At 67.8% G+C, this 24884-nt stretch carries 22 protein-coding genes and 1 pseudogene; 11 read left to right on the forward strand and 12 right to left on the reverse strand.

Annotated elements, in window-relative coordinates:
• Positions 1-9: 9 nt before the first annotated feature.
• Positions 10-441 (reverse strand): YybH family protein, encoded by a 432-nt coding sequence (locus tag JOF56_RS43090; RefSeq protein WP_209645333.1) that lies wholly within the window; start codon positions 439-441, stop codon positions 10-12.
• Positions 442-578: 137 nt separating this feature from the next.
• Here JOF56_RS43090 and sigJ point away from each other — a divergent pair, with 137 nt between their 5' ends.
• Entirely contained in the window at positions 579-1451 is an 873-nt protein-coding gene (gene sigJ, locus JOF56_RS43095; protein WP_209645334.1) for an RNA polymerase sigma factor SigJ, read from the forward strand.
• Here sigJ and JOF56_RS43100 read toward each other — a convergent pair.
• Positions 1448-2344, reverse strand: coding sequence for a LysR family transcriptional regulator (locus tag JOF56_RS43100; protein WP_245378629.1), 897 nt, complete (start codon positions 2342-2344; stop codon positions 1448-1450). The genes sigJ and JOF56_RS43100 overlap by 4 nt on opposite strands.
• A gap of 87 nt (positions 2345-2431) precedes the next feature.
• On the opposite strand from JOF56_RS43100, the gene JOF56_RS43105 reads away from it, so the two are divergent.
• The 3 genes from JOF56_RS43105 to JOF56_RS43115 all read left to right on the forward strand — a co-directional run bounded on the left by JOF56_RS43105 (position 2432) and on the right by JOF56_RS43115 (position 4831).
• Positions 2432-2800 (forward strand): hypothetical protein, encoded by a 369-nt coding sequence (locus JOF56_RS43105; RefSeq protein ID WP_209645335.1) that lies wholly within the window; start codon positions 2432-2434, stop codon positions 2798-2800.
• Positions 2801-2807: 7 nt separating this feature from the next.
• Complete coding sequence (locus tag JOF56_RS43110) at positions 2808-4394, forward strand: multicopper oxidase family protein (RefSeq protein WP_209648831.1); 1587 nt, start codon at positions 2808-2810, stop codon at positions 4392-4394.
• Positions 4395-4552: 158 nt separating this feature from the next.
• The gene (locus JOF56_RS43115; RefSeq protein WP_245378630.1) at positions 4553-4831 is read left to right on the forward strand and encodes a tautomerase family protein; all 279 of its coding nucleotides are present in this window, start codon (positions 4553-4555) and stop codon (positions 4829-4831) included.
• Between the two features lie 4 nt (positions 4832-4835).
• On the opposite strand, the gene JOF56_RS43120 is transcribed toward JOF56_RS43115, so the two are convergent.
• Positions 4836-5795 (reverse strand): quinone oxidoreductase family protein, encoded by a 960-nt coding sequence (locus JOF56_RS43120; protein ID WP_209645336.1) that lies wholly within the window; start codon positions 5793-5795, stop codon positions 4836-4838.
• Positions 5795-6025 carry a hypothetical protein gene (locus JOF56_RS43125; RefSeq protein WP_209645337.1) on the reverse strand — a complete coding sequence of 77 codons (231 nt, stop codon included), beginning with the start codon at positions 6023-6025 and terminating at the stop codon, positions 5795-5797. The genes JOF56_RS43120 and JOF56_RS43125 overlap by 1 nt, the downstream gene beginning before the upstream one ends.
• A gap of 71 nt (positions 6026-6096) precedes the next feature.
• Here JOF56_RS43125 and JOF56_RS43130 point away from each other — a divergent pair, with 71 nt between their 5' ends.
• Positions 6097-6840 (forward strand): TetR/AcrR family transcriptional regulator, encoded by a 744-nt coding sequence (locus JOF56_RS43130; RefSeq protein ID WP_209645338.1) that lies wholly within the window; start codon positions 6097-6099, stop codon positions 6838-6840.
• A 20-nt stretch (positions 6841-6860) separates the two neighbouring features.
• Here JOF56_RS43130 and JOF56_RS43135 read toward each other — a convergent pair whose 3' ends face one another.
• Together JOF56_RS43135 and JOF56_RS43140 are read right to left on the reverse strand one after the other, a co-directional pair.
• A complete protein-coding gene (locus JOF56_RS43135; RefSeq protein WP_209645339.1) occupies positions 6861-8495 on the reverse strand; it encodes an AMP-binding protein in 1635 nt (544 codons plus the stop codon).
• A gap of 133 nt (positions 8496-8628) precedes the next feature.
• The gene (locus JOF56_RS43140) at positions 8629-9213 is read right to left on the reverse strand and encodes a TetR/AcrR family transcriptional regulator (protein WP_209645340.1); all 585 of its coding nucleotides are present in this window, start codon (positions 9211-9213) and stop codon (positions 8629-8631) included.
• A 121-nt stretch (positions 9214-9334) separates the two neighbouring features.
• Here JOF56_RS43140 and JOF56_RS43145 point away from each other — a divergent pair, with 121 nt between their 5' ends.
• On the forward strand, positions 9335-9892 hold the full coding sequence (locus tag JOF56_RS43145; protein WP_209645341.1) for a hypothetical protein: 558 nt from the start codon (positions 9335-9337) through the stop codon (positions 9890-9892).
• Between the two features lie 7 nt (positions 9893-9899).
• Here the strand turns inward: JOF56_RS43145 and JOF56_RS43150 are convergent, their stop codons facing one another.
• Positions 9900-10550 carry a DUF3159 domain-containing protein gene (locus JOF56_RS43150; protein ID WP_245378631.1) on the reverse strand — a complete coding sequence of 217 codons (651 nt, stop codon included), beginning with the start codon at positions 10548-10550 and terminating at the stop codon, positions 9900-9902.
• Positions 10438-11715, reverse strand: a complete 1278-nt coding sequence (locus JOF56_RS43155) for an FAD-dependent oxidoreductase (RefSeq protein ID WP_245378632.1) — start codon at positions 11713-11715, stop codon at positions 10438-10440. Before JOF56_RS43155 ends, JOF56_RS43150 begins: the two co-directional genes overlap by 113 nt.
• Positions 11716-11817: 102 nt before the next feature.
• On the opposite strand from JOF56_RS43155, the gene JOF56_RS43160 reads away from it, so the two are divergent.
• Both JOF56_RS43160 and JOF56_RS43165 read left to right on the forward strand, forming a co-directional pair.
• Positions 11818-12417 carry a TetR/AcrR family transcriptional regulator gene (locus JOF56_RS43160; protein ID WP_209645343.1) on the forward strand — a complete coding sequence of 200 codons (600 nt, stop codon included), beginning with the start codon at positions 11818-11820 and terminating at the stop codon, positions 12415-12417.
• A 187-nt stretch (positions 12418-12604) separates the two neighbouring features.
• Positions 12605-13426, forward strand: a complete 822-nt coding sequence (locus JOF56_RS43165; protein WP_209645344.1) for a cyclase family protein — start codon at positions 12605-12607, stop codon at positions 13424-13426.
• Here the strand turns inward: JOF56_RS43165 and JOF56_RS43170 are convergent.
• Positions 13398-15701, reverse strand: coding sequence for a putative bifunctional diguanylate cyclase/phosphodiesterase (locus JOF56_RS43170; RefSeq protein WP_245378633.1), 2304 nt, complete (start codon positions 15699-15701; stop codon positions 13398-13400). The two genes, JOF56_RS43165 and JOF56_RS43170, sit on opposite strands and share 29 nt — an antisense overlap.
• A gap of 213 nt (positions 15702-15914) precedes the next feature.
• On the opposite strand from JOF56_RS43170, the gene JOF56_RS43175 reads away from it, so the two are divergent.
• Complete coding sequence (locus JOF56_RS43175) at positions 15915-16967, forward strand: NAD-dependent epimerase/dehydratase family protein (protein WP_209645345.1); 1053 nt, start codon at positions 15915-15917, stop codon at positions 16965-16967.
• Positions 16968-16970: 3 nt separating this feature from the next.
• Here the strand turns inward: JOF56_RS43175 and JOF56_RS43180 are convergent, their stop codons facing one another.
• Complete coding sequence (locus tag JOF56_RS43180) at positions 16971-18422, reverse strand: M1 family metallopeptidase (RefSeq protein WP_209645346.1); 1452 nt, start codon at positions 18420-18422, stop codon at positions 16971-16973.
• 114 nt (positions 18423-18536) lie between these two features.
• Here JOF56_RS43180 and JOF56_RS43185 point away from each other — a divergent pair, with 114 nt between their 5' ends.
• Complete coding sequence (locus JOF56_RS43185) at positions 18537-19778, forward strand: xanthine dehydrogenase family protein molybdopterin-binding subunit (RefSeq protein WP_245378634.1); 1242 nt, start codon at positions 18537-18539, stop codon at positions 19776-19778.
• 81 nt (positions 19779-19859) lie between these two features.
• Here JOF56_RS43185 and JOF56_RS43190 read toward each other — a convergent pair whose 3' ends face one another.
• Positions 19860-21977, reverse strand: a complete 2118-nt coding sequence (locus JOF56_RS43190) for a GDSL-type esterase/lipase family protein (RefSeq protein ID WP_209645348.1) — start codon at positions 21975-21977, stop codon at positions 19860-19862.
• Positions 21978-22152: 175 nt separating this feature from the next.
• Here JOF56_RS43190 and JOF56_RS43195 point away from each other — a divergent pair, with 175 nt between their 5' ends.
• Entirely contained in the window at positions 22153-23961 is a 1809-nt protein-coding gene (locus tag JOF56_RS43195) for a pentapeptide repeat-containing protein (protein ID WP_209645349.1), read from the forward strand.
• Here the strand turns inward: JOF56_RS43195 and JOF56_RS43200 are convergent.
• A pseudogene (locus JOF56_RS43200) lies at positions 23917-24603 on the reverse strand (alpha/beta fold hydrolase); the annotation flags it as partial. The gene JOF56_RS43195 and the pseudogene JOF56_RS43200 sit on opposite strands and share 45 nt — an antisense overlap.
• Between the last annotated feature and the right edge of the window lie 281 nt (positions 24604-24884).

Raw genomic sequence — 24884 nt, forward strand, 5'->3', positions numbered from 1 at the left:
GACCGCGGGTCAGGGCTCGAGGTCGGTCACCCCTCTGCCGCTGACGATATCGAACGGCACCGAAACCTGATCGTGCGTGATCAGCCAGTTCCCGTCGATCTTCCGCAAGCAGAACGTCGCCCGGACCCACATCCCGCCGATCGCCGCTGCGTCGTTCGTCGTGCCGCTGAGCCGTCCGAAGCAGTGTCCGAACGCGACACTTTCGTCCACGGTCAGCGTCAGATCGCGAACCTCGTAGGTCACGTCCTGGAAGAACGCGAACGCGTTCACCCAGTTCTTCAGCTTCGCGTCGATGCCGACGTGCTGCAGCGGCGGCTCGACGTCGAAAGAGACGACGTCGTCCGAATACAGCTGCCGAAGACCGTCCAGATCCTTGGCCTTGATTGCATCAACGATCCTGCCGATGTGCTGCCTGATCTCGGCTTCGTCCTGTTCGCGCATCGTCGGTCTCCTTCGTTCGTAACGTCCGCTGCCGGCACTACGACGACACGACCCTGGAAAACGTCAGGCTCGCCCCTGACAATTCGACGCGGTGTCCCGTCAGACAGAGTGAAGACACCGAACCGACGGGAGCATCGATGACCGACGCGATCCTCAGCGAGCGCCGCCACCTGATCAATCTCGCCTACCGGCTGCTGGGCTCCCTGGCCGAGGCCGAGGATGCCGTCCAGGAGGCCTACGCCCGCTGGTACGCGCTGTCCCGGCCGCAGCAGGACGCGATCGTCTCCCCCGGTGCCTGGCTCACCACCGTCACCAGTCGCATCTGCCTCGACGTGCTCGGTTCGGCACGGGCCCGCCGCGAACGGTACGTCGGCGAATGGCTTCCCGAGCCGCTGCCCGACCCCGCCGAAGGCAACACCGCCGACCCGGCCGACCGCGTCACCCTGGACGAGTCGGTCGGCATGGCCTTCCTCGTCGCCCTCGAAGCAATGACCCCGGCCCAGCGCGTCGCGCTCATCCTGCACGACGTTTTCCATTACTCCTTTGCCGAAATCGCCCAGATCACCGGCCGCACCCCGGCTGCTTGCCGCGAGCTGGCCTCCTCGGCCCGCCGCCGCGTCCGCGCGTCCCCGCCGCCCGCGGGCCTGGCCGTCCGCCAGGCCGAGCTGGTCCGCGACTTCAAACAGGCCTGGGAAGCCCAGGACATCACCGCCCTCGTCGGCCTGCTCGATCCCACCGCGACCTTCACCGCGGACGGCGGCGGCCTGGTCACCACCACGCTGCACCCGATCGAGGGCGGCGAGCAGATCGCCCGGTTCGTCATCGCCGTCGCCACCGGGATCTCCGGCGGCTTCACGATCCTGGAGCGCACCGTCAACGGCCAGCCCGGTCTGTTGATCCAGAACGATGGCGTCACCGCATCGGTCTACGCGTTCGACATCGCGGACGACCGCATCACCCGCATCTGGGCCGTCCGCAACCCCGAAAAGCTCCGCCCGTGGACTGACTAACCCCAGTCCCACTCGGTGATGGTGGCGCGCAAGGTCCGGGCGGCGGCCGACAGGTCGCTTCCCACGCCCCAGAACAAGGTGAGCGTGCGACGACAGTCGGGGCTGTCGACGCCGATCCAGACCAGCGGCATCTGAATCGCCATCCGCCGCGCGAAGCCGGGCACGAGACCGATGCCGAGCCCCGCGCCGATCAGCTCCGCGATGGCGCTGAGCTCGTCGACCTCGCAGACGATCTTCGGTGTGCGGCCGCGCGCGGCGAAGAGCCGGTCGAGCAGCCGCCGTTGCCAGTGCCCCGCACGGGCGGTGACGAACGACTGCCCGGCCAGCTCGTCCACACTCACCGACGCGCGGCCTGCCAGCGGATGGTCGAGAGGCACGGCCACCCCCACCTGTTCGTCCAGCAGCTGCGCCTGCTCCAGGCCCTCGGCGTGGATCGGTTGGGAGGCAACACAAAGGTCGACGTCCTGCGCACGCAGGAGGCGGGCCATGTCGTCGGCCGCCGACCACTGGAGTTCGACCTCGACGGACGGATGGGCGCGCTTGTAGGCGGCCAGCGGCCCGGTGAGGGTCAGGAACGTTTCCGACGCCAGCCGCACCGTGCGCACGCCCTCGCTGGTGGCCTCGGCGACGGCCCGCCTGCCCGCCTCCAGCTCGCCGAGGGACCGTTCGACGTGTCCGCGGAACAGTTTCCCGGCTTCGTTGAGCCGAAGGCGGCCGCCCCGGTCGAACAGCGACGCGCCCAGCTCGCTCTCCAGACGCGCGATGGTGCGGCTCAGTGACGGCTGGGCGACACGCAGCTCGTCGGCCGCGCGGCTGAGGTGCTCCAGCCGCGCCACCACGAGGAACTGCCTGAGCGAGTTCAGGTCCACCGCACTCCATACCTTTCCGATCATAGCTTCATAGCAATACTGATCTTAGACAAGATAACTCTCAGGACATAACTTGGCTCGCGAAGCAAGGACAAGCAAGGAGGACGCCTCATGGTGATGCGGGCCCTCGTCAGCGCGCACGTGGTCGCGATCTTCGCCCAGCCTGTGTTCGCCGGCGTGTATCTGAGCGGTGACTTCGACGGCCTGAGCTGGCATGTAATCGGCGCGAACGTGGTCACCTCGATCGGCTTTCTGCAACTGATCGCGGCGATCGTGGTCTTGGTCCGGACGCGCCAGGCGTGGCCGTTCCTCGCGACGCTGGCCGTGGTGGCGGCCGAGACGGTGCAGTACTTCGCCGGGCTGGACGGGGCGCTGTGGCTGCATTTTCCGCTGGGCGTGCTGACGATCGCCGGGCTCGTCGTGTTGTTCATCGCCGTGTGGCGGCAGCCGATCTCTCGCGAGGAGGCCGCCCGTGCGTGAGCGGACCATGAGCCGGCGCCAGGTGCTGGGCATCGGCGGGGCGCTCGGGTTGATGGCGGTCACGGGGCTGTCGAGCGCGGCCGCACTGTCCCGCCGGCCTACGACCACCGGCGCCAAGTTGCGCAGCGCGGTGCCGCTGCCTCCCACGTTCACCGTGCCGTTGCCGCTGCCGTCCGTTCTGCGGCCGGTCAGCACCGTGGACGGCGCCGATCGATACGAGATCACCCAACGCGAAACGGTTCTGGAGATCCTACCCGGCGTCAAGACTCCATTGTGGACATACAACGGCACGTTCCCGGGCCCGACGATCGAGGCGCGCCGCGACCGGCCGGTAATCGTGACGCACCACAACGAGCTGCCGGTGCCGACCGTCGTGCATCTCCACGGCGGCCGGACCCCGCCGGAGTCCGACGGATACCCGACCGACCTCGTCCTGCCCGACGGCTGGCAGGACCCGATGCCGGGGATGCATGGCATGCACGGGATGCAGATGCCGGCGATGTCCGATCCGCGGGCGGTGGTGACGAGGCAGACGCGGGACTACACGTTCCCGATGGCCCAGCGGCCGGCGATGCTCTGGTACCACGACCACCGGATGGACTTCACCGCGCCCGCGATCTGGCGGGGACTCGCCGGGCTGCACATCATCCGCGACGACGCCGAGGAGTCACTCGGCCTGCCCGCCGGGCCCCGTGAGTTGCCGCTCGCGATCATGGACCGCGCGTTCGACGACCACGGCAACCTCGCCTATCCCGCCCTCGACCCCACCCTGCGGGAGCAGCCGGGCGTCCACGAGCCGTATCTCGCGGGCGTGCTCGGCGACGTGATCCTGGTGAACGGCGCGCCGTGGCCAGTCCACGAGGTCGACGCGGCGCGATATCGGCTGCGTTTCCTGAACACCTCGAACGCCCGGCACTACGAACTCGAAGCGGTCACCTACGACGGGCGGCGGCTCGATCTCGTGCAGATCGGCGCCGACCAGGGGCTGCTCGCGGCGCCGGTCACCCACCAGTCGCTGCCGATGGCACCGGCCGAACGCTATGACGTCGTCGCCGACTTCTCCGGCGTCCCGGTCGGCAGCCTCGTCACGATCGTCAACCGGCTCGGTTCGGGCCGGACCCATGACGTGATGGCCTTCCGGGTCGCGCGTCGCGCTGCCGACGACAGCCGCGTTCCCACGGTCCTGTCGAACGATCTGCCCTCCTGGAATCGGTCGGATGCCGCGCGGGTGCGGGACTTTTCCTTCCGTGCCGGGCGGATGAACGGCGGCCACGGCTGGCTGATCGGCGGGCAGCCGTTCAACCCCACGCGTACTGATGTCACGGTCGGTCTCGGCGATGTCGAGGTGTGGCGGCTGATCGCCGACGTCCAGCATCCGGTGCACCTGCATCTGGCCGGGTTCCGGGTGTTGTCACGGGGCGGGAAGCCGCCGCTGCCCCACGATGCGGGCCTCAAGGACACGATTTCGCTGCAACCAGGCGAATCGGCAGAGATCATCACATGCTTCGACGGTTATCGCGGGCGGTATCTGTTCCATTGTCACAACGCCGAACACGAGGACATGGGGATGATGGCGAACATCGAGATCGTGTGAAGCCCGGACTTACAAACAACATTTGCTCACGATTGGATCCCTCATGCCTCACCTGACCGTCTATGCCACCGAGTCCCAATTGTCGGGGCGGGAGCCTGCGCTCGTCTCCGCCCTCACCGAGTCGGTCGTAGCGGTGTGCGGGCGAATGGGCGCGCCCGTTGGTGGTCGTCCGGCTCGTCGGATTCCCGCGTCACCGCTGGGCCGTTGGCGGCAGCTTCGACAACCCGGCAGCCCCCGAAGTGTCGTTCGGTATCCGCGCCGGTGCTTTCGCTCGACCTGACGGCCAGGATGTCGCAAGGCGACTCGTTGCCGGTGTGACCGACGCCGTTGCGGCCGTGCTGGGCGAAGAGCTCCGTGATTCCGTTCTGGTGGAGCTCATCCCCCAGCCCGATGACCGCACCGGCGTCGGTGGCAAGCTGATCGCGGATCAGGCCTGAACGCTCATGGGGTGACAACGAGCCGCCTGCCGCGCAGATCGGTTCGTTGCCAGGCTGTTTCGATGTCGGCGAGCGGGGCGCGCTCGATCCCGACGACGAGTTTCCCGTCGCGTGTCCACTGCACGATCTGGCCGTAGGCGTCGGCCACGGCCTGTCCGTCCAGGCCTTTGCCGACGCCGTAGACCTCCAGGCCGGAGGTACGGACACTGTCCGCGGTGAGCGCGATCCGGGCTCCGGCCGACTCGCCGGCCTGGATGAGGCGGGTGGGGTTCGGATGGCCGATCCGGCTTGGCACGAGCGCCTTGAGCAACAGTTCGGTGGGGCGGCCCCACAGGAAGTCGAGCACCACGTCATAGCCGCTACCGGCTTCGGCAGCAAAGGCTTCGACGAGCTCGTCGTCCTCCACGGCGGTATTGATCACCGCGTCGGCACCGAGGCCGATGACCTCGTCCAGCGCGTCATTGTCGCGGCCGGTGGCCACGATGCGTGCCGCGCCGAGCAACCGGGCGACCTGCACGGCAAGCCGTCCGGCGACGCCGGTCGCGCCCTGGACCAGAACAGTCTCGCCAGGGGTGAAGCCGGCGGCGGTCTTGATCGCGAAGCCGGTCACGGCAGAGGAGATCACGACCGCGATGGCCGGGTCGATCCCCTCGGGCGCCGGGGTCGTGTTCTGTACCGGGACGACGGTGCGCTCGGCCAGCGCGCCGTAAGGTGGGCGCGGCTGGCTGAACCCGACGAGGGTCCCGTCGGGCAGGGTGCCGATCCCGTCGAACACGACGATCGCCGGAAACTCACGGAGGAAGTGGCGAGCCGCGAAGTGGGTGCCCGCCGCGACGGCCTTGTCGACGTTCTCCACCGCGACGGCCTTCACCTCGACCAGGACCTCGCCGCCGCCCGCGACCGGATCGGGGAAGTCCTCATACCGCGGCACTGCCCCGAACTCGTGGATGACTGCTGCTTTCATCAGTGACCACCCCGCCCGGTGAACAAGCCCTCGATCCACTTCTGCCATGCCACCAGGACCCGCGGCGGCCTGGCGTGATGCCCGTTCGGGCTGGACAGCGACGGGCGGCGCCCGCCGCGGTGGTTGTGAGCGTGCCGGTTCTGGTTCAGGCGGTCTGCTTCGGAGTGCGAGGGCATACCCGGCAGCTTGTGCAGGTACTCGTGGAGCCGCTCGTTGATCGATGCCGACATGAAGTCCTCCTCGTGATCGTGATCGCTTGTTCGTATCACGTACGAACAATATACTCGTATCTCGTACGAACATGACAGAGGCAGAGAGCAGTGACTTGATCTGGCTGCGACCGGAGCCCAGCGCGCGCCGGCCGCGGTTCAGTCGCGAGCAGATCACCGCTGCAGCGGTACGGATCGCGGACGCCGAAGGCTTCGGGGCCGTCACGATGAAGCGCATCGCCGCCGAACTCGGGGCGGGCACGATGAGCCTCTACTACTACGTCCGCACCAAGGCCGACCTGGTGGCGTTGATGCAGGACGCGATCCTCGCCGACCTCCTGATCCCCGACGACGAGCTGCCCTCGGCCTGGCGCAAGGCCGTCACCGTCATCGCCCGGCGGACGCGTGACGTCCTGCTCGCCCACCCGTGGTCCATCACGTCGCTCGACGACGCCCAGTTCGGCCCGAACGCCATGCGCCACATGGAGCAGTCGCTGGCCGCTCTCGACCAGCTCGATCTGGACCCCGCGGCGAAACTGTCACTCTGGGGAATCGTGGACCACTACGTGTTCGGCAGCGCCCTGCACACCATCGAGACGCGCACCCGCACCGCCCAAGCCGAGCACAACCCCCAGCTCCTCGCCGACGCCCTCACCTTCGGACAGCAACAGCTCGCCACCGGACAGTTCCCGCGCCTCGCAACCCTTTACGAGAAGCAGTCCGAGACTCAAGACAGCAATGCGACGACAGCGGACCCTCTCACGGTCCAATTCGAACACGGCCTCATCGCTCTTCTGGACGGGCTCACCGACACACAGGTTTCTGATGGATCGTGAATACCGTTACTGGGCTTGGCTTACCGAATCGGTGGCCTCGTCTTGGTCTGGATCGTGTTCCTGGCCCAGGCCACCTCGAGCTTCCCGGTAGAGGTACGGGGAAGTTTGGGCAGCAGAACGACGGTGCGCGGAACCTTGTATCCGGCAAGGGTCTGGCGCACCCAGTCCTGGACCTGGTCCTCCGCCAGAGCGCTGTTGGGCGTCGCGACCAGTGCGGCGACCCGCTGGCCCCATGTCTCGTCTGGCACCCCGACGACCACCGCGTCGGTGATATCCGGGTGCGCCAGCAGCACATCCTCGACTTCTTGGGGATGCACCTTCTCGCCCCCGGTGTTGATGACACCCGAGCCTCTGCCGAGGAATCGGATGGCTCCATCGGCCTCGACCTCGGCGAGATCACCCGGAATCGCGTACCGGACACCGTTGATCGCCCGGAAGGTCGTGGCTGTCTTCGCCGTGTCCTTGTAATAACCGAGCGGCATGGGGCCGCCGTAGGCCAGCACGCCCTGCTCCCCCGTACCCGGCAGGACTTCCTGGTCGTTGGAACGGATGACCTTCGTGGCAGGTACCGGGAAGAAACGCGCCGGCAGGTCTGCAACCGACGAGGTGATGGCGAAGGCGAATGGGCCGCCCTCACTCGATGCGATCGCGTCGACGATCGTGACCTTCGCGTGCTCATGCAGAGCGCGTTTGAGCCGATCGGACAACGCCGTGCCCGAACTGAGGACCGACTTCACCGAACTCAGGTCGTAGGGCGTCCCCGCCTGGCCCGCTGCGACCAGTTCGTCGACAAGTGGCTGGCACACCGCGTTCCCCGCAACGACAATCGTCCCTGCGCGCTGTGAGGCGACCGTCTCCCAGACGTGCTTCGGGTCCAGTCCGCCCGGCTGTGCCGTGATGACGCGGCCACCGACGAGCAGGGCGCCCATGGAATTGAACAATCCTGTGGCGTGCATCAACGGCACGACGGGCATGATCGCGGGAGATCGGCCGTCAGCGTGTGCGGCGACGGCGATATCCATGGCTTCGCTCAAGGTCGAGGGCAGCTTGTCGACGCCGAGCGGGCGGAAGATCGGCACAGCCAGGGAATGCAGCAGATCCGACTGGCGCCAGATCACGCCCTTGGGCTTGCCCGTGGTGCCGCCCGTGTACATGAAGATCTGGTCCGTGCCAGGGCGATGTTCCGCAGGACGCGGCGGGGTCGAGGACAGAACCTCCTCCAGCCCAAGCGCTTGAGGGCCCGACTGGTCCCCGGGGGTGGGACCGACCCGGACCAACAGCCGCAGCGTCGCCACGTTGTCCGCAGCGTGGTTCACGTTCCCGGCAAACTCACCGCTGAAAACGACGGCCGTGGCGTCGGCGTCGGTGAGCAAAGTGGACAGTTCTTCCCGGGTGTAGCGATAGTTGGCATTGACCGGCACCGCGCCGATCTTCAACGCTGCGAACACCGTTTCCAGATAGGCGGCGCCGTTGTACAGGTAACACGCGACCTTGTCGCCGGCGCGGACACCTGCCTCATCAAGCGCGGTGGCCAGCCGGGCGGACCGGTTCTCGAAGTCGGCGTAGGTGTAGTCCCGCCCCGGTTCGGAAATCGCGATGGCGTCAGGCAAACGACGGGCGACGGCCTCCCAAATGGTGCCGAACGAGACGTCCATGCAGTCAGCCTAGGTACTCACCGCCTGCGCGGACATGGTGCTATGACCGAGCCGCCTCGGCTGTCCACCACGCCATGACCGTGACAAATGACGTAGATCGGGGCCCGGAGAACACCTCTCCAGGCGACACCGGTTACGTGGCCGCGGCGTGAAGCTGTAGCAGGCCCTCGACGCCTTGGAGGAACGTGTCACAGATCGGTTCAGGGTCGGACAGGCAGCCGGTAGCCATCGCTCCGTCCCGCAACATGACGAAGTGCCGGGTGGCGGGTTCGGCCGGTGCGTTCCCCATACGGGCCAGCACCTCGGTGATCGTGTGCGAGAACCACTGGCGATGTACGAGAACAGCTTTGTGCACGGGGTGGGCTGGGTCGGGATACTCCGCCGCGGCGTTGAGGAAGGCGCAGCCACGGAAGCCGGGAGACCGGATGCCCTCCGCGATGGACCTGGCAATGGCCCGTAGGGTGTCGGACGCTGGCAACCCTTGAGCCACAATGGTGTCCACCTGGCCTCGCATAGCCCGGTCGGCTTCCTGCAGGTAGCAGACGATCAGGTCGTCCTTGCCAGGGAAGTGCCGGTACAGCGTCGCCCGGGTCACCTTCGCCTCGGCAACGATCCGATCGATGCCGACGGAGTGGATCCCCTCCGTGTAGAAGATCCGGGTCGCTGTGGCGAGCAGCCGGGACCGCGCTTCGGACACCTGCCCATGGACGTTCGTCATCATCAACACACTAGCAGATAGAACGTTCGGTCTTGACGTCACCGCAGCAAGCTGACACTCTCGGAAGAGACCGAACGTTCTCCTCACTGGAGGGGAGCCGACCTACGTCGAAGGAACTCTCGTGAGTACCAATACCGTCACCGCTTCCACCCCCATCGCGCCTGCCCTACGACGCTTGTACTTCGTCCGTTTCGGGTTCGCCGTTGCCTGGGCCGCCCTGTTGTTCACGACCGCGTCAAAGCTCGGGCCGATCAGCGTCACACTGCTGGTGCTGTACCCCCTGTTCGACGTCGCCGCCGCTTTCATCGACGTTCGCTCGTCACAGGCCACCAAATCCGCGTTGGGCCTCTACGTGAACATCACGATCAGCGGGGTCGCCGGCATCGGCCTCGCTTTCGCTGCCGCGTCCGGTATCCCGGCGGTATTGCGCGTGTGGGGAGTCTGGGCAGTCGTATCGGGACTCACCCAACTCGTCGTCGGCGTCAGCCGCCGCACACTGGGCGGTCAATGGGCGATGATCATCAGCGGAGCCATCTCCATAGTCGCCGGAACATCCTTCGTCCTGCAGGCCGCACAACCGAACGCGTCCTTGGTCAGCCTGGCCGGATACGCCGTCCTCGGCGGCTTGTTCTTCCTCGTCTCGGCAGTGCGTCTCGGCCGCTCCGCCACAGCGGTCTGACCGGTCGTCATAGTCGGCCTGTTTGACAGTCCGCGGGAAGTTCGGTCGCGGCCGGTTCTGCCGGATCGGCTTCGGTGCGCAGGATTCGCCAGCTCACGTAGGCGCAGGCGGCCATCGCGGGAAGGGTCAGCAGTGTGCTGGCGATCCCCAGCGCGACCACCTGCCCGGCGAGGTACAGCGGCACCATCACCGCGGTGGCGATCGCGAACTTCGCCACGAAGACCGCCGTGCACAGCTGATAACGCCGTCGCAGCGCACGATCCCGCCGCCAGCCGAAGCGTTCACCGCGCGCTGCCCCTACCGCCACGCCGACCAGCGGCAACCGCACCAGCATGGACAGCAGGAACACCGTCCCCGCGCAGATGCTGACCAGCACGCCCGGCAGGTAGAAATTCACGCCGTGTCCGGTACTGCTGGCCAGCGTCGCCGACACGGCCACCATGGCCAGCCCGCCGGCCGCCTGCCAGTACTTCCGGTCGCTCCACACCCGGATCACCGCGAACACGAGCACACCACCGACCGCGATCAGCGCGGACGTCGCCACCTCACCGGTCACCAGATACGCCACCAGGTACAGCGCCCGGGACGCGACGGCTTCGGCGACTGTGCGCCAGCCGCCCACCGCCGCGAACAGGGACAGCGATTTCTGGGTCAGCATCGTGAAATTCATACGCGCGCCGTCGTCTCGTCAGAGGCGAGAGCGGTCCGGGGAAACTGTCCCGGCGCATCGCGTTCTCGTAGCCGCCGATCGCGGCGTGCAGCTCCTGCTCGCCACGGTCGGCCTGCACCAGGGCATCACGAAGCCAGTGCGCGTCACGCATCGCCAGGTTGCCGCCGAATCCCGGTGCCAGGTGGATCGCGTCGCCGAGCAGCGTGACGTTGCCGGGAGTCCACGCCGACATGGGCGGGATCATGCCGATCCGCAACGCGACCGGGACAGCCCGCCACGCCTGGTCGACCACCAGCCGCAACGTGGGGTGCAGATCCGCGACCAGATCCCTGGCCCGGCACCACAACTCCGCCGGTGTGCCCGCCGAACCGAGCCGCTCCTGCGAGACGGGCACCGCCCACATCACATAGTCCTCGAGATCGGCGACGGCATCGCGGCGCAGCGCCGGCAGCCACTCCTCCCGCGCGGCAAGCGGCGGGCGGGTGAAGCGCAGCATGCCCAGCACCATCATCGAGCCGCGCTGCTGCACATTGGCGGGGCTGTCGCCGATCAGGCCGGGCAGCCCGGTATCGGCCACGGCACGCAACGCGGTCGCGCCCATCAGCATGCGCTTTCCCGTGTCGACCACCTGCACCTGCGGCAAGTACTGGCGACGGACCGCCGAGCCGACCCCGTCCGCGCCGACCAGCACATCCGCGGTGTCCGTGCTGCCATCGGCGAACAACGCCCGAACGGTGCCGTCGAGGCGCCGTTCAAACCCCGTGAACTGCGCCCCGACCCGCACCGTGTCCGCCAGCCCGGTCAGCAACACCGCCCGCAGGAGGGGCCGGTGCACCTGTCGGCCAGGACGCGCCGGACCCGCCGCGCCGTCGAGCGGTTGGCTGTGCACCACCGCAAGCTCTCCGTCCACTTCGGACACCGACTGCGTCCGATCGCGCGGTCCTCCCATGGTGGCCTCGGCCATCGCGACGTGTCCCGGCGGCAGGCACGCGCGCAACGCCGCAGTCCCCCGGTCGTCGAAGTGCAGGCTCACACCCTGCGGGCGCCCCGACACGCCGTCCTGTTCGTACACCGCGACGTCGATCCCCGCCTGGCGTAACCCGTGGGCCAGTGTCAACCCGCCGAGCCCTGCCCCGACCACGAGCACCCGCATCCGCGCCACCTTTCTTCACCATCCGATGAAGAACACTCTAGGGCGCTTTCGCGTAAATCTCCACCGCGCGATGAAGAAAGCTCGGATAGACTCCCCCTCGCCATGACAGAACACCGTTCCTCCAGCCGCCCGGGGCGCTGGCGATCCGGCGCGGAAAGCAAGCAGCGGATCCTGGACACCGCCCGCGCACTGTTCGGCGAGCACGGCTACAGCGGCACCACGGTGCGCGCGGTCGCCACGCAGGCGGGCGTCGACCCGGCGATGGTGTTCTACTTCTTCGGCACGAAACAGGGCCTCTTCGCCGCGGCACTCCAGATGCCCGCCCGCGTCCCGCCCGCCATCGAATCGATCTTCACCGGCGGCCTCGACGGCATCGGCGCACGCGTCATCCGGGCACTGCTGGAGAACCTGGATCAGTCCGACCGCGCACCGCTGGTGCTGCTCACCAGGTCAGCCCCCACCCACGACCAGTCCCAGGCACTGCTGCGCGAGTTCATCGACCGCGAGATAACCGGCCGCCTCGCCGCACTGCTCGACACCCCGGACGCCGGATTACGCGCCGGTATGGTCAACGTCCAGATCCTCGGCCTCGCCGTCGCGAGATACATCGTGCGGCTCGAGCCGATCGCCTCCGCGTCCATCGACGATCTGGTGGCCCACTTCGGCCCCGTCGTCCAGCACTGCGTGACCGGGCCGATCTGACGACGGCGGTAGTCACAAGATCGCCAAGGGCATGACCGGACACGGCGAGAAGCCGGTCGGTTTCGTTCGGTGACGCCAGGTAATCGCAGGACAAGTGGCACTTGGGCGGACGGGGACGCAGGTGGTAATACCGAGCCGTCGCAGCACGGCCGCGGGTTCGTCGTCCCGCAAAGGGAAAGGTGATCAGATGCCACTGAGGAGAAGGTCATTGGCCGCCGGGATGGCCGGGCTGTTCGGTGCGTTGTCGACCGGGCGTGCCGCGGCGGCCACGGCCCCGCCGATGCGCCTGGACCAACTGACCTTGGTCAACCTGTCGCATGTCAACGACCCCGCGACCACCAATATCTTTCCCGGTGACCCGGCGTTCACGCTGGAGACCGTCGCGACCATCCCGGAGGACGGCTTCTACATGCAGTTCGTCCGGGAGGCCGAAGCCACCGGCACGCACTGGGGCGCACCTGGCCACTTCGAGGCCGGTGGGCTGCTGGCCGACCAGATGGATCCCGGCGACCTGTTCCTGCCCGCGGTGAAGATCGATGTCCGGGCGAAGGTGGCGAACAATCCCGACTACGCCGTGACAATCGCCGACATCAAGGCCTGGGAGCAACGGTACGGCCGGATCCCCAACCAGTCCATGGTGGTCCTGTGGACCGGCTGGGAGTCCCGCTGGGGCACGCCGGCGTTTCCCAACCTGGACGCGAACGGCGTCCTGCACCAGCCCGGTTTCGCGATCCCAGCCGTACGCTGGCTGATCGACACCGGGCGGATCGGGCGGCGTGGTGGCACCGGGACGGACACGTTCAGCCCGGACGTGGGCACTGAGGAGACGTTCACGGTGTCCAAACTGGTCTACCAGCGTCACCGGATCAGTCTGGAGATCCTGGCGAACCTCAAGGCACTGCCTGCCACCGGCGCGTGGGTCCTGGCCGGTGGGCCGATCCACCGCAACGGCTCGGGCTCGACGGCGACGATCTTCGGCGTCATACCTCCCGGGGTACGAGCGGACTGACGCGCGGCCGTAACGCCGGCAACGGCCCTGGGCGGCCGAATCGGTAGCCCTGGGCCAGGGCGCATCCGGCCAGGGTGATCCGTTCGGTCTGCTCAGCGGTCTCGATTCCTTCGGCCACCACCGCCAAGCCGAGACCGTTGCCCAGTCCGACCAGCGAACGGCACAGCGCCGCGTCTCGTTCCGGCCGGTCGCCGGTGGTCAGCGCGCGGTCGAGTTTGACCAGGTCCACCGGCAACGCGTGCAAGTACGTCAGCGAGCTGTACCCCGCGCCGAAGTCGTCCAGCGCCACCCGCACGCCGAGTGCCTGCAGCCGCCGGATCGCCTTGGCCCCCTCGTCGAGGTCCAGGACCGGTACTGTCTCGGTGATCTCCACGACCAGCTGTCCGGGAGCCAGCCGGTACCGGCTCACCACCGAGGAGATGCTCTCCTGCAACGCCGCGGTGCCCAGCCGGCTCGCCCCGATATTGACGTGCACGGCCAGATCCAGCCCGGCTTCGGTGATCTGCAGGCAAGCCAGGTCCAGCACCAGCTTGTCGAGCTCCGCACCCAACCCGGCCCCTTCGGCCGCGAGCACGAACGACTCCGGCGGCACGCGCGTGCCGTCCGGCGAAGTCCACCGGGCCAACGCCTCGACGGCGACAGGCACCTCGTCCGCCAGCCGCACGATCGGCTGATACGCCAGGCGGAAGCCGATCGGGATGCCGCCTTGGGCCTGGCGCAGCACGGTGGGAAAGTCCAGCGGACCGTCGTGTGTGGGCCGGTACACCACGACAGCGTCCTTGCCGAGCCGCTTGCCCGCGTACATCGAAGTGTCCGCACGGCCGAGCAGCACATCGGAGCTGATCAGCGGTTCACTGGGGTCCGGCACCACCACACCCATGCTCGCCCGGACGTTGACCAGAGTGCCGTGCACAGCGAACGGTCTTCGCAGCGCGTTGCGGATCCGGTCCGCGACGGCCTGTGGGGCTTCCGGTTCGCCCTCAAGCAGAATCGCGAACTCGTCACCGCCGAGTCTCGCCACAGTGCCGGTCGAACGCACGCAGTCCTGCAGCCGCTGCCCGACCGCGTGCAGCAGCGCATCGCCGCCCGCGTGCCCGAACCGGTCGTTGACCTCCTTGAAGTCGTCCAGGTCAACGAAGATCAACACTAGTGGCCGGCGAGAGCCGTCCGCGACCGCGTGATCGAGCCGGTCGGCGAACAGCGCCCGGTTCGCCAGCCCGGTCAACGGATCATGGAACGCCTGATACCTCAGCTGCCGTTGTCCCTCATACACCCGTCGCAGCAGTAGTCTGTTGTCCAGCAACGAAAGCAGCTGACGCGCCAGCACCAGGAAAATCACCAGCGCACTCAGGCTGACTTCGACCCAGTCCGGTCCTTCGCCGAACAACAGCTGGCTGGCGATCACCAGCGTGACAGCCATGACCGGCAGATAGGGCAGTATCAGCTGCAGCCAGTCCACGCCGCCGGGTTCCGTGTCCTCCCGTTCATTCTCCCGGGGCACCGCCAGCAACGCGTACGCGATCAGCAGCGGCCCGAGCACAAAACCGGCGTCGGACCACGGTTTCATGCTTTCCGCGCCGATGCTGACCAGATACGCGAAGATGCTGTCCGAACAGGCCAACGCCACGATGCCGGCGGCGAGCAGCAGCAGGTTCGCGCGATACGGCCGCTCGACCCGGTCGAAAACGACCAGCAGCACTGCCACCACGACCACGACCAAGTCCGACAACGGGTACGCGATGGCCACGGCCCACGCCAGCGCGTCCGGCGCGGAAGCCTGGACCACTGTCCCCAGTGCCGCGGTCCAGACCAGAATGAACAGCGACCCGGTCACCACCAGGCCATCGAGCACGACAGCCATACCGAAATGCGTGGTCCACTGGGTAGGCCGCGTGCCCCGCTGACGCCGCGCCTTGGCCAGGACGAACAACGCGGGCAGCGCGAACACCGGAAACGACAGGTATCCCACGTCCGCAAGGGACGGTGACGGCAAACCCTTGTTCTCGACAAGCTGGTACCACGACCAAATGCACTGACCGCATGACCAGCCGAACATGCCCACCGCAATCAGCACCCGCCACCACCGCTGCGGCCCGTTCACCCGCCGCGCGACCAACCAGCCACAGACAACCGCGGACAGACCCGTGCCCAACTGCATCGCGTCGTCAACCCACAGGGCGAGCCGATCACCCCACAAGGCCAGCCCGTTGACCGCCACCAGCGCCGCCATGACCACGACCAGCGCGACAGCCACCTGGTACCGCCGAGAACTCATGGCACCTCACGTGGTCACACGCGCCTGCCGGACTGACGCACACTACCCCCGTCGGGTTCCGGAACCCCGCTATCGGCGGCGAGTCCTTCGCGCGCCGTGCCGATACGCGAATCGCCCCATGATCCCCCGATCACGATCACTGGGAGATCTGCTCGCCGCACCGACGGCGTCGGCTTCCGGCGTCCGATCCTGAGTGGACTAGATTTTGGCAGCGTGGACGCAGGGATAGGCGAAACGACGGTTCTGGTGACCGGCGGCAGCGGGTTCGTGGCCAGCCACCTGGTTCGGCAACTGCTCGAACGTGGTTACACCGTGCACAGCACCGTGCGGAAGCTGGGCGACTCCGCGAAGGTCGCGCCGCTCGAACGGATGCGCACGGAATTCCCCGGCCGGCTGGAGATGTTCGAGGCCGACCTGCTCACCGACGGCTCCTTCGACGCGGCGATGCGCGGGTGCCGCTTCGTCTTCCATGTCGCCTCGCCGTTCCTGATGCCCGAAAAGATCAAGGACGGGCGCACTGACGTGCTCGAACCCGCGCTGCGGGGGACGCGCAACGTGCTCGCGAGCGTGGAGCGCACGCCCACGGTGCGGCGGGTGGTGCTCACCTCGACCGTCGGCGCGATTTTCGGGGACTACGTCGACGTCCTCGGCATGAAGGACCAGACGCTCAGCGAAGATCACTTCAACACCACGAGCACACTGGAGAACAACCCGTACCACTACGCCAAAACAGTCGCCGAGCGTGCGGCCTGGGACACGGCCGCGCAGCAGGAACGCTGGTCACTTGTCACCATCAACCCGGGCCTCGTACTCGGGCCCTCGTTCACGCCGAATTCCCGCTCGGGCAGCCTGTTCCTGATGAACGAACTGCTGAAGGGCTACTTCTTCTACGGCGCGCCCGGATTCAGCTTCACCCTCGTGGATGTGCGAGAAGTCGCCACCGCGCACATCAACGCCGCCGAGAACGAGACCGCCTCCGGGCGCTATATCCTCGCGCGCCCGGAGATGGTCTCGTTCCTGGATATGGGCCGCATCATCCGTGCCAGGTACCCGCGCCGCCTGCTCATTCCGCGTCACCCGGTGCCCGATCTCGCCGTGCGCGTCCTCGGACCGCGCTTCGGGCTGACGCAGGACTACATCCGCAAACACCTCGGCATCCGCTTCCGTGTCGACAACCACCGGAGCGTGGAAGAACTCGCAATCACCTACCGACCGGCTGAGGACACCGTACTCGACCACTACGAGTCCTGGCTGCGCACCTCGTAGCGGCTACGGCTTCAGCGTGCCTGGCCAGAGGTATTTGTCCGCGGGTACCGTCGCGCTGCGGAACCATGCGTGGAAGAAGCCGGTGAGGTCCTGTCCGGTGACCTGCTGCGCGAACGTCTCGAACTGCGGCCAGCCGGCGTAATCACTGCGGTGTTGCTGCGGCCACTGCTTGATCAGCCGGCGGAACGGCTCGTCGCCGACCTGCCTGCGCAGGGCGTGCAGGGCGAGCGGACCCTTGTCGTAGACGTTGATCCCTGGTACCTGACCAGGGCGATAGAGTTCCTTCCAGAGGCCGGGATTGCCTGTGCCGGCATTGACCTGGTCGCGATAGCGGGCATCGAGATCGACGCCGTTCTTGGCCTCGTCCCACAGCCAGGTGGCATAGACAGCGAAGCACTCGGACAGACAGTTGTCCTCCGGCTGGCCGGGCGCGGCCGAGATCCCGTACCACTGGTGGGCCTGCTCGTGGACGACGGCGCCGAGGGTCATGTACTGCTTGTTGCCGGAGCCGAGGTACACCGGTCGGGTCTGCGGCGCGGTCGCCGGCCCGTCGTCGTTGACGTGGACGAAAACGTTGCCGGCCGCCCGGTACGGGTACCGGCCGAACGTGCCGGAGAGGAAGCCGAGGATCTCCGGCAGCCGGTCCGCCAGCGGTTTGGTCGATTCCCGCAGTCCTGGCGCGTAGGCGTTGACCACCGGGGTTCCGTCGGCCAGGGCCGACCGTTCGATCGTGAAGTGATCGATGGACACAGCGATGTGAGCGGGGTCGACGTCCGGCTCCGTCCAGCTGAACGTGGTGGTGGCGGATTCTTGCCGCACAGGGCCCTCGCGGCCGATGGACACGACGCTCCAGCCGGTCGGCACGGTCCCGGCCAAGTGGAAGTCCGCCTTGTCGCGGGCGTCCTCGTGGGCGGGGAACCACGCATTGGAACTTCCCATGAATGCTGTGGCTCCGCCCGACGTGGTAGGCAACCACCCGGCACCCGGCGTTCCGTCGTACTCGACCCGGACCTGGAACTCGGCGCCACGGTCGATCGGTGTCGCCGGCACGATGACGAGGTCCTTTTCACCAGTCCGGGAGAAGGACTTCACTGCTGTCGAGCCCACGCTGACCGAACGGATCGTCAAGTCGCTGATATGCAGCGTGAAACTGTCCAGCGCTTCGGTGGCCGTGGCGGTGACCACCGCGTTACCTCGAAGTGTGCGGGTGTCCGGCTGGTAGCTGATTGCGATGTCGTAGTTGGTGACATCGAACCTCTTGCCGGCGGCCTCACTCGCAGCCGCCGCTGCGCCTTGGTAAGGCGAGCTGTCGGCACCGAAGCTCGTTTCGGCGCCGACCAGCACCGCGGCCAGCACGACCGCGACCATCAGCGACCTACGCTGTCCGCCCCGTCTCGGATATCGTGGTTCGAAGCCCGAACGGTCGCGGAATCGTTTGTTCGGAATGAGATCCATGAACAACACCATCCTGCGGCGATGTACGACCGGTGTCCAGGTCGAGTCGCAGTCTTGTCGCAGCGCCGTTGTGCGTTGCCGCGCTGTGGCGAACCAGAAGGCTGTCGTCTGCCGTTGCAGGGAACCCAGATCCACCACAACGGGCAGATCGTGGCCATCACGGTCGCCACAACACTTGAGCAGGCGCAGGAAGCCGCCGAGCTCGTCCGCGTCACGTACGCTCCGGAAACCCCGAAAGCAGTCATCGCCGACGCATTGGCCGAGGTCTACCTGCCCGCGAACCAGGAAGTGATCGTCGGCGACCCCACGGCAGGCCTGGCCGCGGCCGACGTCACGGTCAAGCAGAACTACTCCAGCCCGCCACACCACCACAACCCGATCGAGCCACATGCGACAGTCGCGCAGTGGGACGGCGATCGTCTGACCGTGCACGAGACGAGTCAGGCCGTCGTCAACGCGCAACGTGCCTTCGCCACCACTCTTGGCATCCCACAGACCAATGTCCGGGTGCTGGCGCCGTATCTGGGCGGTGGATTCGGCTGCAAGTCACCGGTGTGGCCGCACTCGCTGCTCAATGCCGCGATCGCGCGACAGCTCGGACGGCCCGCCAAGATGCCGCTGAACCAGGTCAAGGTCGAACTCGCCGACACGAACTTCCCGCCTGCGTCGTTTTCGGCCGGGTCGGCGACGATCGCCAGCGTCACCGGCGCGGTCAACGCGGCCGCGTTGGCCGTGCGGACCGCCGTCGTCCAGCTTGCTGTGTCGAATCCCGCGTCACCGCTGCACGGCCTGCCCGCAGAGCAGATCATCACACAGCACGGGTACCTGTTCTCGCCGGACCGTTCCCGCCGCGAAAGCTACCGAACGGTCATGGCACGGCATGGCGCGCCGGTGGAGAACACCAGCTCCATGACCAACGCCAGGGGCTACTCCACCGGGGCGGTCTTCGTCGAAGTCCGGGTCGATCCGCGCTACGGCCGGGTCCGCGTGACCCGCGGAGTCGGCGCGTACGACGCTGGCCGCGTGCTGAACCGCCAAACCGCACGCAGCCAAGTCATCGGCGGATTCACCTGGGGCATCGGCAATGCGTTGATGGAACACACCGTGCTCGATCGCCGGACCGCACGGGTGGTCAACCCGAACCTGTCGGCGTATCTGCTCGCCGTGAACGCGGATGTCCCCGACATCCAGGCGATCTTCGTGGACAAGCCGGACCCGGTCAGTACCGCACTCGGAGCCAGGGGCTTCGGCGAAACACCGCTCACCGGCGTGCCCGCGGCGATCGGCAACGCGATCTTCCACGCCACCGGCCGCCGGCTCCGCGACCTCCCCTTCACCCAGGACAAACTGCTGTAGGAGCCGGGACGACGGCCTCGAACCGTGCGTGTCCGAGGCCGTCGTGGTTTCCGGTTTCCCCCGATTATTCGAGCGCTGTGGTCACGACGAGGGAGCCGAGGAGCCGCCGCCCTCGGTCCCGCCGCCTCCGGTGGAGGGTTCCGAGCCACCGCCGCCGCCTTCGGTGCCGGGTGCGGTGCTGAGGTCACCGTCAGGCTTCGGTTGAGGCCACTTCTTGCCGCCGCCGCTCAGTGGCGGCTTGGGCTTCGGGGTCGACGGACCGGTGCCCGTGGACGGTGTGGGCGGCGCCGGCGGCTTCACGCCGGCCAGACCGCCGCCGAGCTGGCTCGGCTTCGGGCTGCCCGGCGGTCCGAAGTTCGGGTCGAAGCGAGGCGCCGAAGGTTGCGCGGGGGACGAAGGGGCCGCCGCGGACCTCATCGGGGTCGACGCCGGGATCACCGGGCCGCGCCTCGGCCCCGCTGCCTTCGACTGCTTGTTCTTGCCGCCACCGCTGGAGTTCTGCGGCGGGGCGGGTGGCTGTTGGGTCGGAGGCTGCTGAGGAGCCGGTTGCTGGGCAGGGGGCGGGGTTTGACCCGGGCCGCCGCCGGGCGGCGCGGCCGGGGGCTGGCCTGGCCGGCCCGGGCTCGGCGGGGTCGGCCGGTCAGCGGCCGGCGGAGAGGGCTGGTCCTGCGGTGGCGTAGTCGACCGCCCAGTGGCCGGTGGCGGAGCTTGGTCCTGGGGCTTGTCCGTATTGGGTGGTGCGGCCTGGTTCCGGGGCGGTGCGGCCGGGCTTGCGTTCGAGCCAGGTGGTTGCGGGGTCTGGTTCTGAGGCGGTGCGGCCTGGTTGCCGGGGCCCGGTGTGGCCGGTGCACCACCTTGGCGATTGTCCGGGGCAGTCGTGCCCTGCCTGCCGCCCTGGGGCGGGCCGGGTTTCGCGTCCGGGACGTTCGGGTTGTCGTCCTTGGTGTTGCGGACTCCGTCGCCGTCCCAGTCGTTGTCCAGATAGTCCGCTGTGCCATCGCCGTCCGTGTCCGGGGCGGGGGTACGGGAGATCTTGATCTTGCTGGTGTCGGTGGGCCGGTCCTTCTGTGCCGGTGGGGTCTTCAGACCGAGCTGCTTGGCCAAGGCCGCGGCGATCGGGTCCGCCATCAGGCCGGCGCCCTTGAGGTTCGGGTGCAGGGCCTCCTGCGTCGCCCAGATCTGCGCGTTGCCGCCCACACCGGTGCTGGGACTGGTGATCGCCGGGTCCGCGGTGTTGAGCTCACGGCCTGCCATCGCCTGGGACACGTCGGCGAGCTCCGCGCAGCCGCAGACCTCCACCGCCCGCGCGATCGCTTTGTTGATCCTCATGGCGAAGTCCCGCATCGCCCCCATCCCTTCGTCCTCCAGCATGTCGTAGAGCGACGTGTGGTCCGGGTGGGTCGCCAGCGGGTAGTTCTGCGCCAGGATCTTGGCGTTCGGCGCGCGGTTCTGGATCGCCTGCATCACCTGCAGCAGCCGGGCGACCAGAGTGGGGGCGTAGCCCTTCTCGATGCTCTGATCGCCGGCCTCCCGCTGGTAGTCCGCCGCGGATTTGCCGGTGTCCAGCAGTTGCTCGAGCTCCTGCAGCAGAGCGGGCCGCTTGGCCTGCTCGTTGTAGTACGTCCTGGCCAGCGGCCCGAAGTACGAGTCGTTGCCGCCGAAGCCCATAATGACCACGTCGGCGTCCGCGGGGATCTGGTCGAGCTGCGGCGAGTTGATCGTGAGGTCGTCCTTGTCGTGCCAGGTCCTCGGATCGGCCCCGTTCTGCTCCCGGCTGCCGGGACCCTCGAGCGAATCCTTGCGCTGGGCCTCGAAGAAGTCCGATGTGGTCGCACCCGAGGCCGCCACCACATGGACCTCGACCCGGATGTCCGGGTTGGCCGCCTGCACCCGTGCGGCTGCCTGGATCGCGGCGCTCATCTTCGACTGGTGCCGGGGGTCCCTGGCGTCGAAGTAGCTGGGCCCGGTGAAGCTACCCCGGCCGGTCTGCGTCGTGGTGTGGATGCCCTCGCCGGACGAATACGAGTCCCCCACGACGTAGATCTTGTAGACCTGCTTCTGCTGAGATTGCTGCTGTTGTTGCTGTCGTGCCAACGGTTGCGCGGAGGCCACCCCAGTCGCCGCCGGACAGATCACCGCCAGTGCCGCACCAAGGGCCAAGATCCGGCCCAGGGCACGGCCACGGTCACGAGCACGCATCCATGCACCTCCATTAACGTTAGAGATCGACGTCAGGGATGGTGCCGGTGAACCAGCCAGGCCCGTCAGTGGAAACTTCCGGACAACTTGTGGCATTTATGACCTCAGGGACCCCGGTTCGACATGCCCGCACCGAATGGCGGCCACGGCGCTGTCTTGTTGAGGAGACACCTAGATGCTCGACGACCTGACCGATCAGGAGCAGTCGCTGGTGACCGCAGCCCGCGACGGGACCGTCCTGGCGTTCGGCGAGGAGCCGGACTCCGCAGTACGTGCCGGGTTGATTCGAGAGCTGCTCCTTGGCCGCCGCGGCGAGCTCGACCCGCGCGGGGTCCGGATCAGCGGTGCCAGGATCACCGGTGCGCTGGAACTCGACTACGTCACCGCGGCGGCGGGTCTTGACCTGGTCGATTGTGTCCTCGACGAACGCGCCGACCTCACCAGGGCGGTACTGCCCCGGCTGACGCTGTCCGGCAGCCGCATCGCCGGTATCCAGGCCCATGGCCTCCAGGTCAACGGGCATGTCGACCTCAGCGGGGCCAGGGTTTCCGGCGCGGGTGAGGATGGCGCGATCTGCCTGCGCGGCGCGCGGATCAACGGATCGCTTGACCTGTCCGATTCGGTGGTGCGCAACGACTCCGGGCCCGCACTGCACGTCAGCAGCCTCCGGATGGACGAGAGCCTCGTGTTCCGCCGGGCACGGATGACCGGAACCGGCGACCGTGGCACCATCCGCCTGACCGGCGCCGACGTCCGAGGCGTGCTGATCGCGGACGACGCGGAGCTCAGCAACGACACCGGCCCTGGCATGGACGCCGCCGACCTGAAGATCGGCGGCAACGCCTTCCTCGTGCGGGCCCGGCTGTCCGGGTCCGGTGCGAAAGGCGCCGTCCGTCTGCAGCGCGCACACATCGGCGGCGTGCTCGACCTGACGGACGCGGAGTTGATCAGCGGTGCCGGTCCCGCGCTACATGCCGACGGTCTGCACGTAGCGGACACGATCCTCTTGCTCGACGCGCGAATCTCCGGGACAGGCGACGGCGGCGCGGCCCGGCTGCTCGGCGCGCACGTCGGCGGGCTCCGCGTCGTGAACACCCTGGTATGCAACGACTCTGGGCCAGCGCTGTTCGCTGACCAGCTCCAGGCCGGTGGTCTCGTGCACCTGGAACGGGTACGGATGTCCGGCGCGGGTGACCACGCGACGGTCCGTATGGCCGCAGCCACCATCGGCAGGCTCACGCTCATCGACTCGACGATCGAGAACCCGGCCGGGGCACTGCTGGACCTGCACACGACCAACGTGGCCGGCAGCGCACATCTGCCGACCGGGACCATCTGCCGCGAAGTTCACTGTGAACAGTCCACGGTGAACCTCAACGACTTCGCCTACGGCTCGCTGCCACACGTCCAGTGGCGGCAGTGGCTGCACGTGATCCGCTGCCATACCAAGGAATATCGTCCGTCCCCATACCAGCGCCTCGCCGCAGTGGAACGCGCGGCAGGCCACGACGGCAACGCAAGACACATCCTCATCACCCAGCAGCACGATCTACGCCATCGCGCCCCGGCTGCAGTCGGCGGCTGGCTCACCCGCCGGTTCCACTGGCTCTGGGGAGCACTCGCCGGTTACGGCTACCGCGCCCGCCGCACCGCGCTGGCCCTGCTCGTCGCGCTCGCCACCGCCGGTCTGATCAGCTTCTGGGCCGGCCACATACCAACCGGCCCCGGCAGGTACGCCGCCGAGCACACCACCACCGCCAGCGCGCCCCGCACCCCGTGCTCGACCGTCGAACTAGTCGGTCTCGGCCTCGACCGCGGTCTCCCCCTTGGTCCGACCGGGCTGCGCACCCGCTGCGACCTGGACACCGAGTCCCCCGCCGGCCAGGTGTTCACTGTGCTGCTGTGGATCGTGCAGGCCGCGGTGTGGGGCCTGGCCACCCTAGCCATCGCCGGCTACACCGGACTCATCCGCAAAACCGCCTGACGCTCGTGCTAGGTGGCTGGTGTTCTCGGCGATCGCGTCGATGATCACCGGCCATGCGTCGGGCGGGAAATCATGCCCCATACCCTCAATGAGCACGAACTGCACGCCGCTGATGGCGGCCGCGGTCGCCTCACCGCCGGAATAGTGGCACATGAGGTCCGTCGTCCCGTGGATGACGACTGTCGGAGCTGTGATCTGCGCGAGCTGGCCGGTCCGATCGCCCGCCGCACGCACCGCCTTGTACTGCCGTCGCCGGCCTTCGCGGTGATCGAGGTCGCGATGGAACGAGAGCGCGGTTGCCCGCCTGATCTCGTTGACGTCCTGTTCGAAGTCGGAAGAGCCGATGGTCGCGAACAGCCGCACACGCCGCTCAATGGCCTGCAGCTCGGTACGGGCTCCCCGGGAGAACATGTGGCGCAACAGTCGCAGGGAAGTGCGGCCCTTGCCCCGGCGGCCTGTGGTGGACATCAGCGACGCCAGGCTCAGCACCCGCGACGGGTAGAGCGCCGCCATGACCTGGGCGATCATCCCACCCATCGACGCTCCGACCACATGAGCACGGCTGACGCCGAGCGCGTCAAGGAGCCCGACGACATCGGCGGCCATGTCGGCCAGCGTGTAGCCGACTCCGGGCAGGTGTGTCGAGCGGCCGGCATCACGGCCATAGTGGTTCCCCCGCGCCGCCGAATCGGGTGGCGCATTTGCCTGAGTCCACAATGAACGGTTGCTCGAACTGGTAGAGGATCCCGGCACCGCGTCTGGCCACTGTGGACACCAGACCGAGCGCCTTCGCCGCCCTGGCCGGGATCGAACGCAGCTTGGCCGGTCCGATCAGTGCTGCGTCCGGGAGCGCTCCCAGAACACCCGGCAGAGCCAGGACCTCGTATTGCCCACTCAGGCGCCCGATACCCAGATATTTGACA

Source organism: Kibdelosporangium banguiense, from assembly GCF_017876405.1.
In the GTDB taxonomy this organism is placed as follows: domain Bacteria; phylum Actinomycetota; class Actinomycetes; order Mycobacteriales; family Pseudonocardiaceae; genus Kibdelosporangium; species Kibdelosporangium banguiense.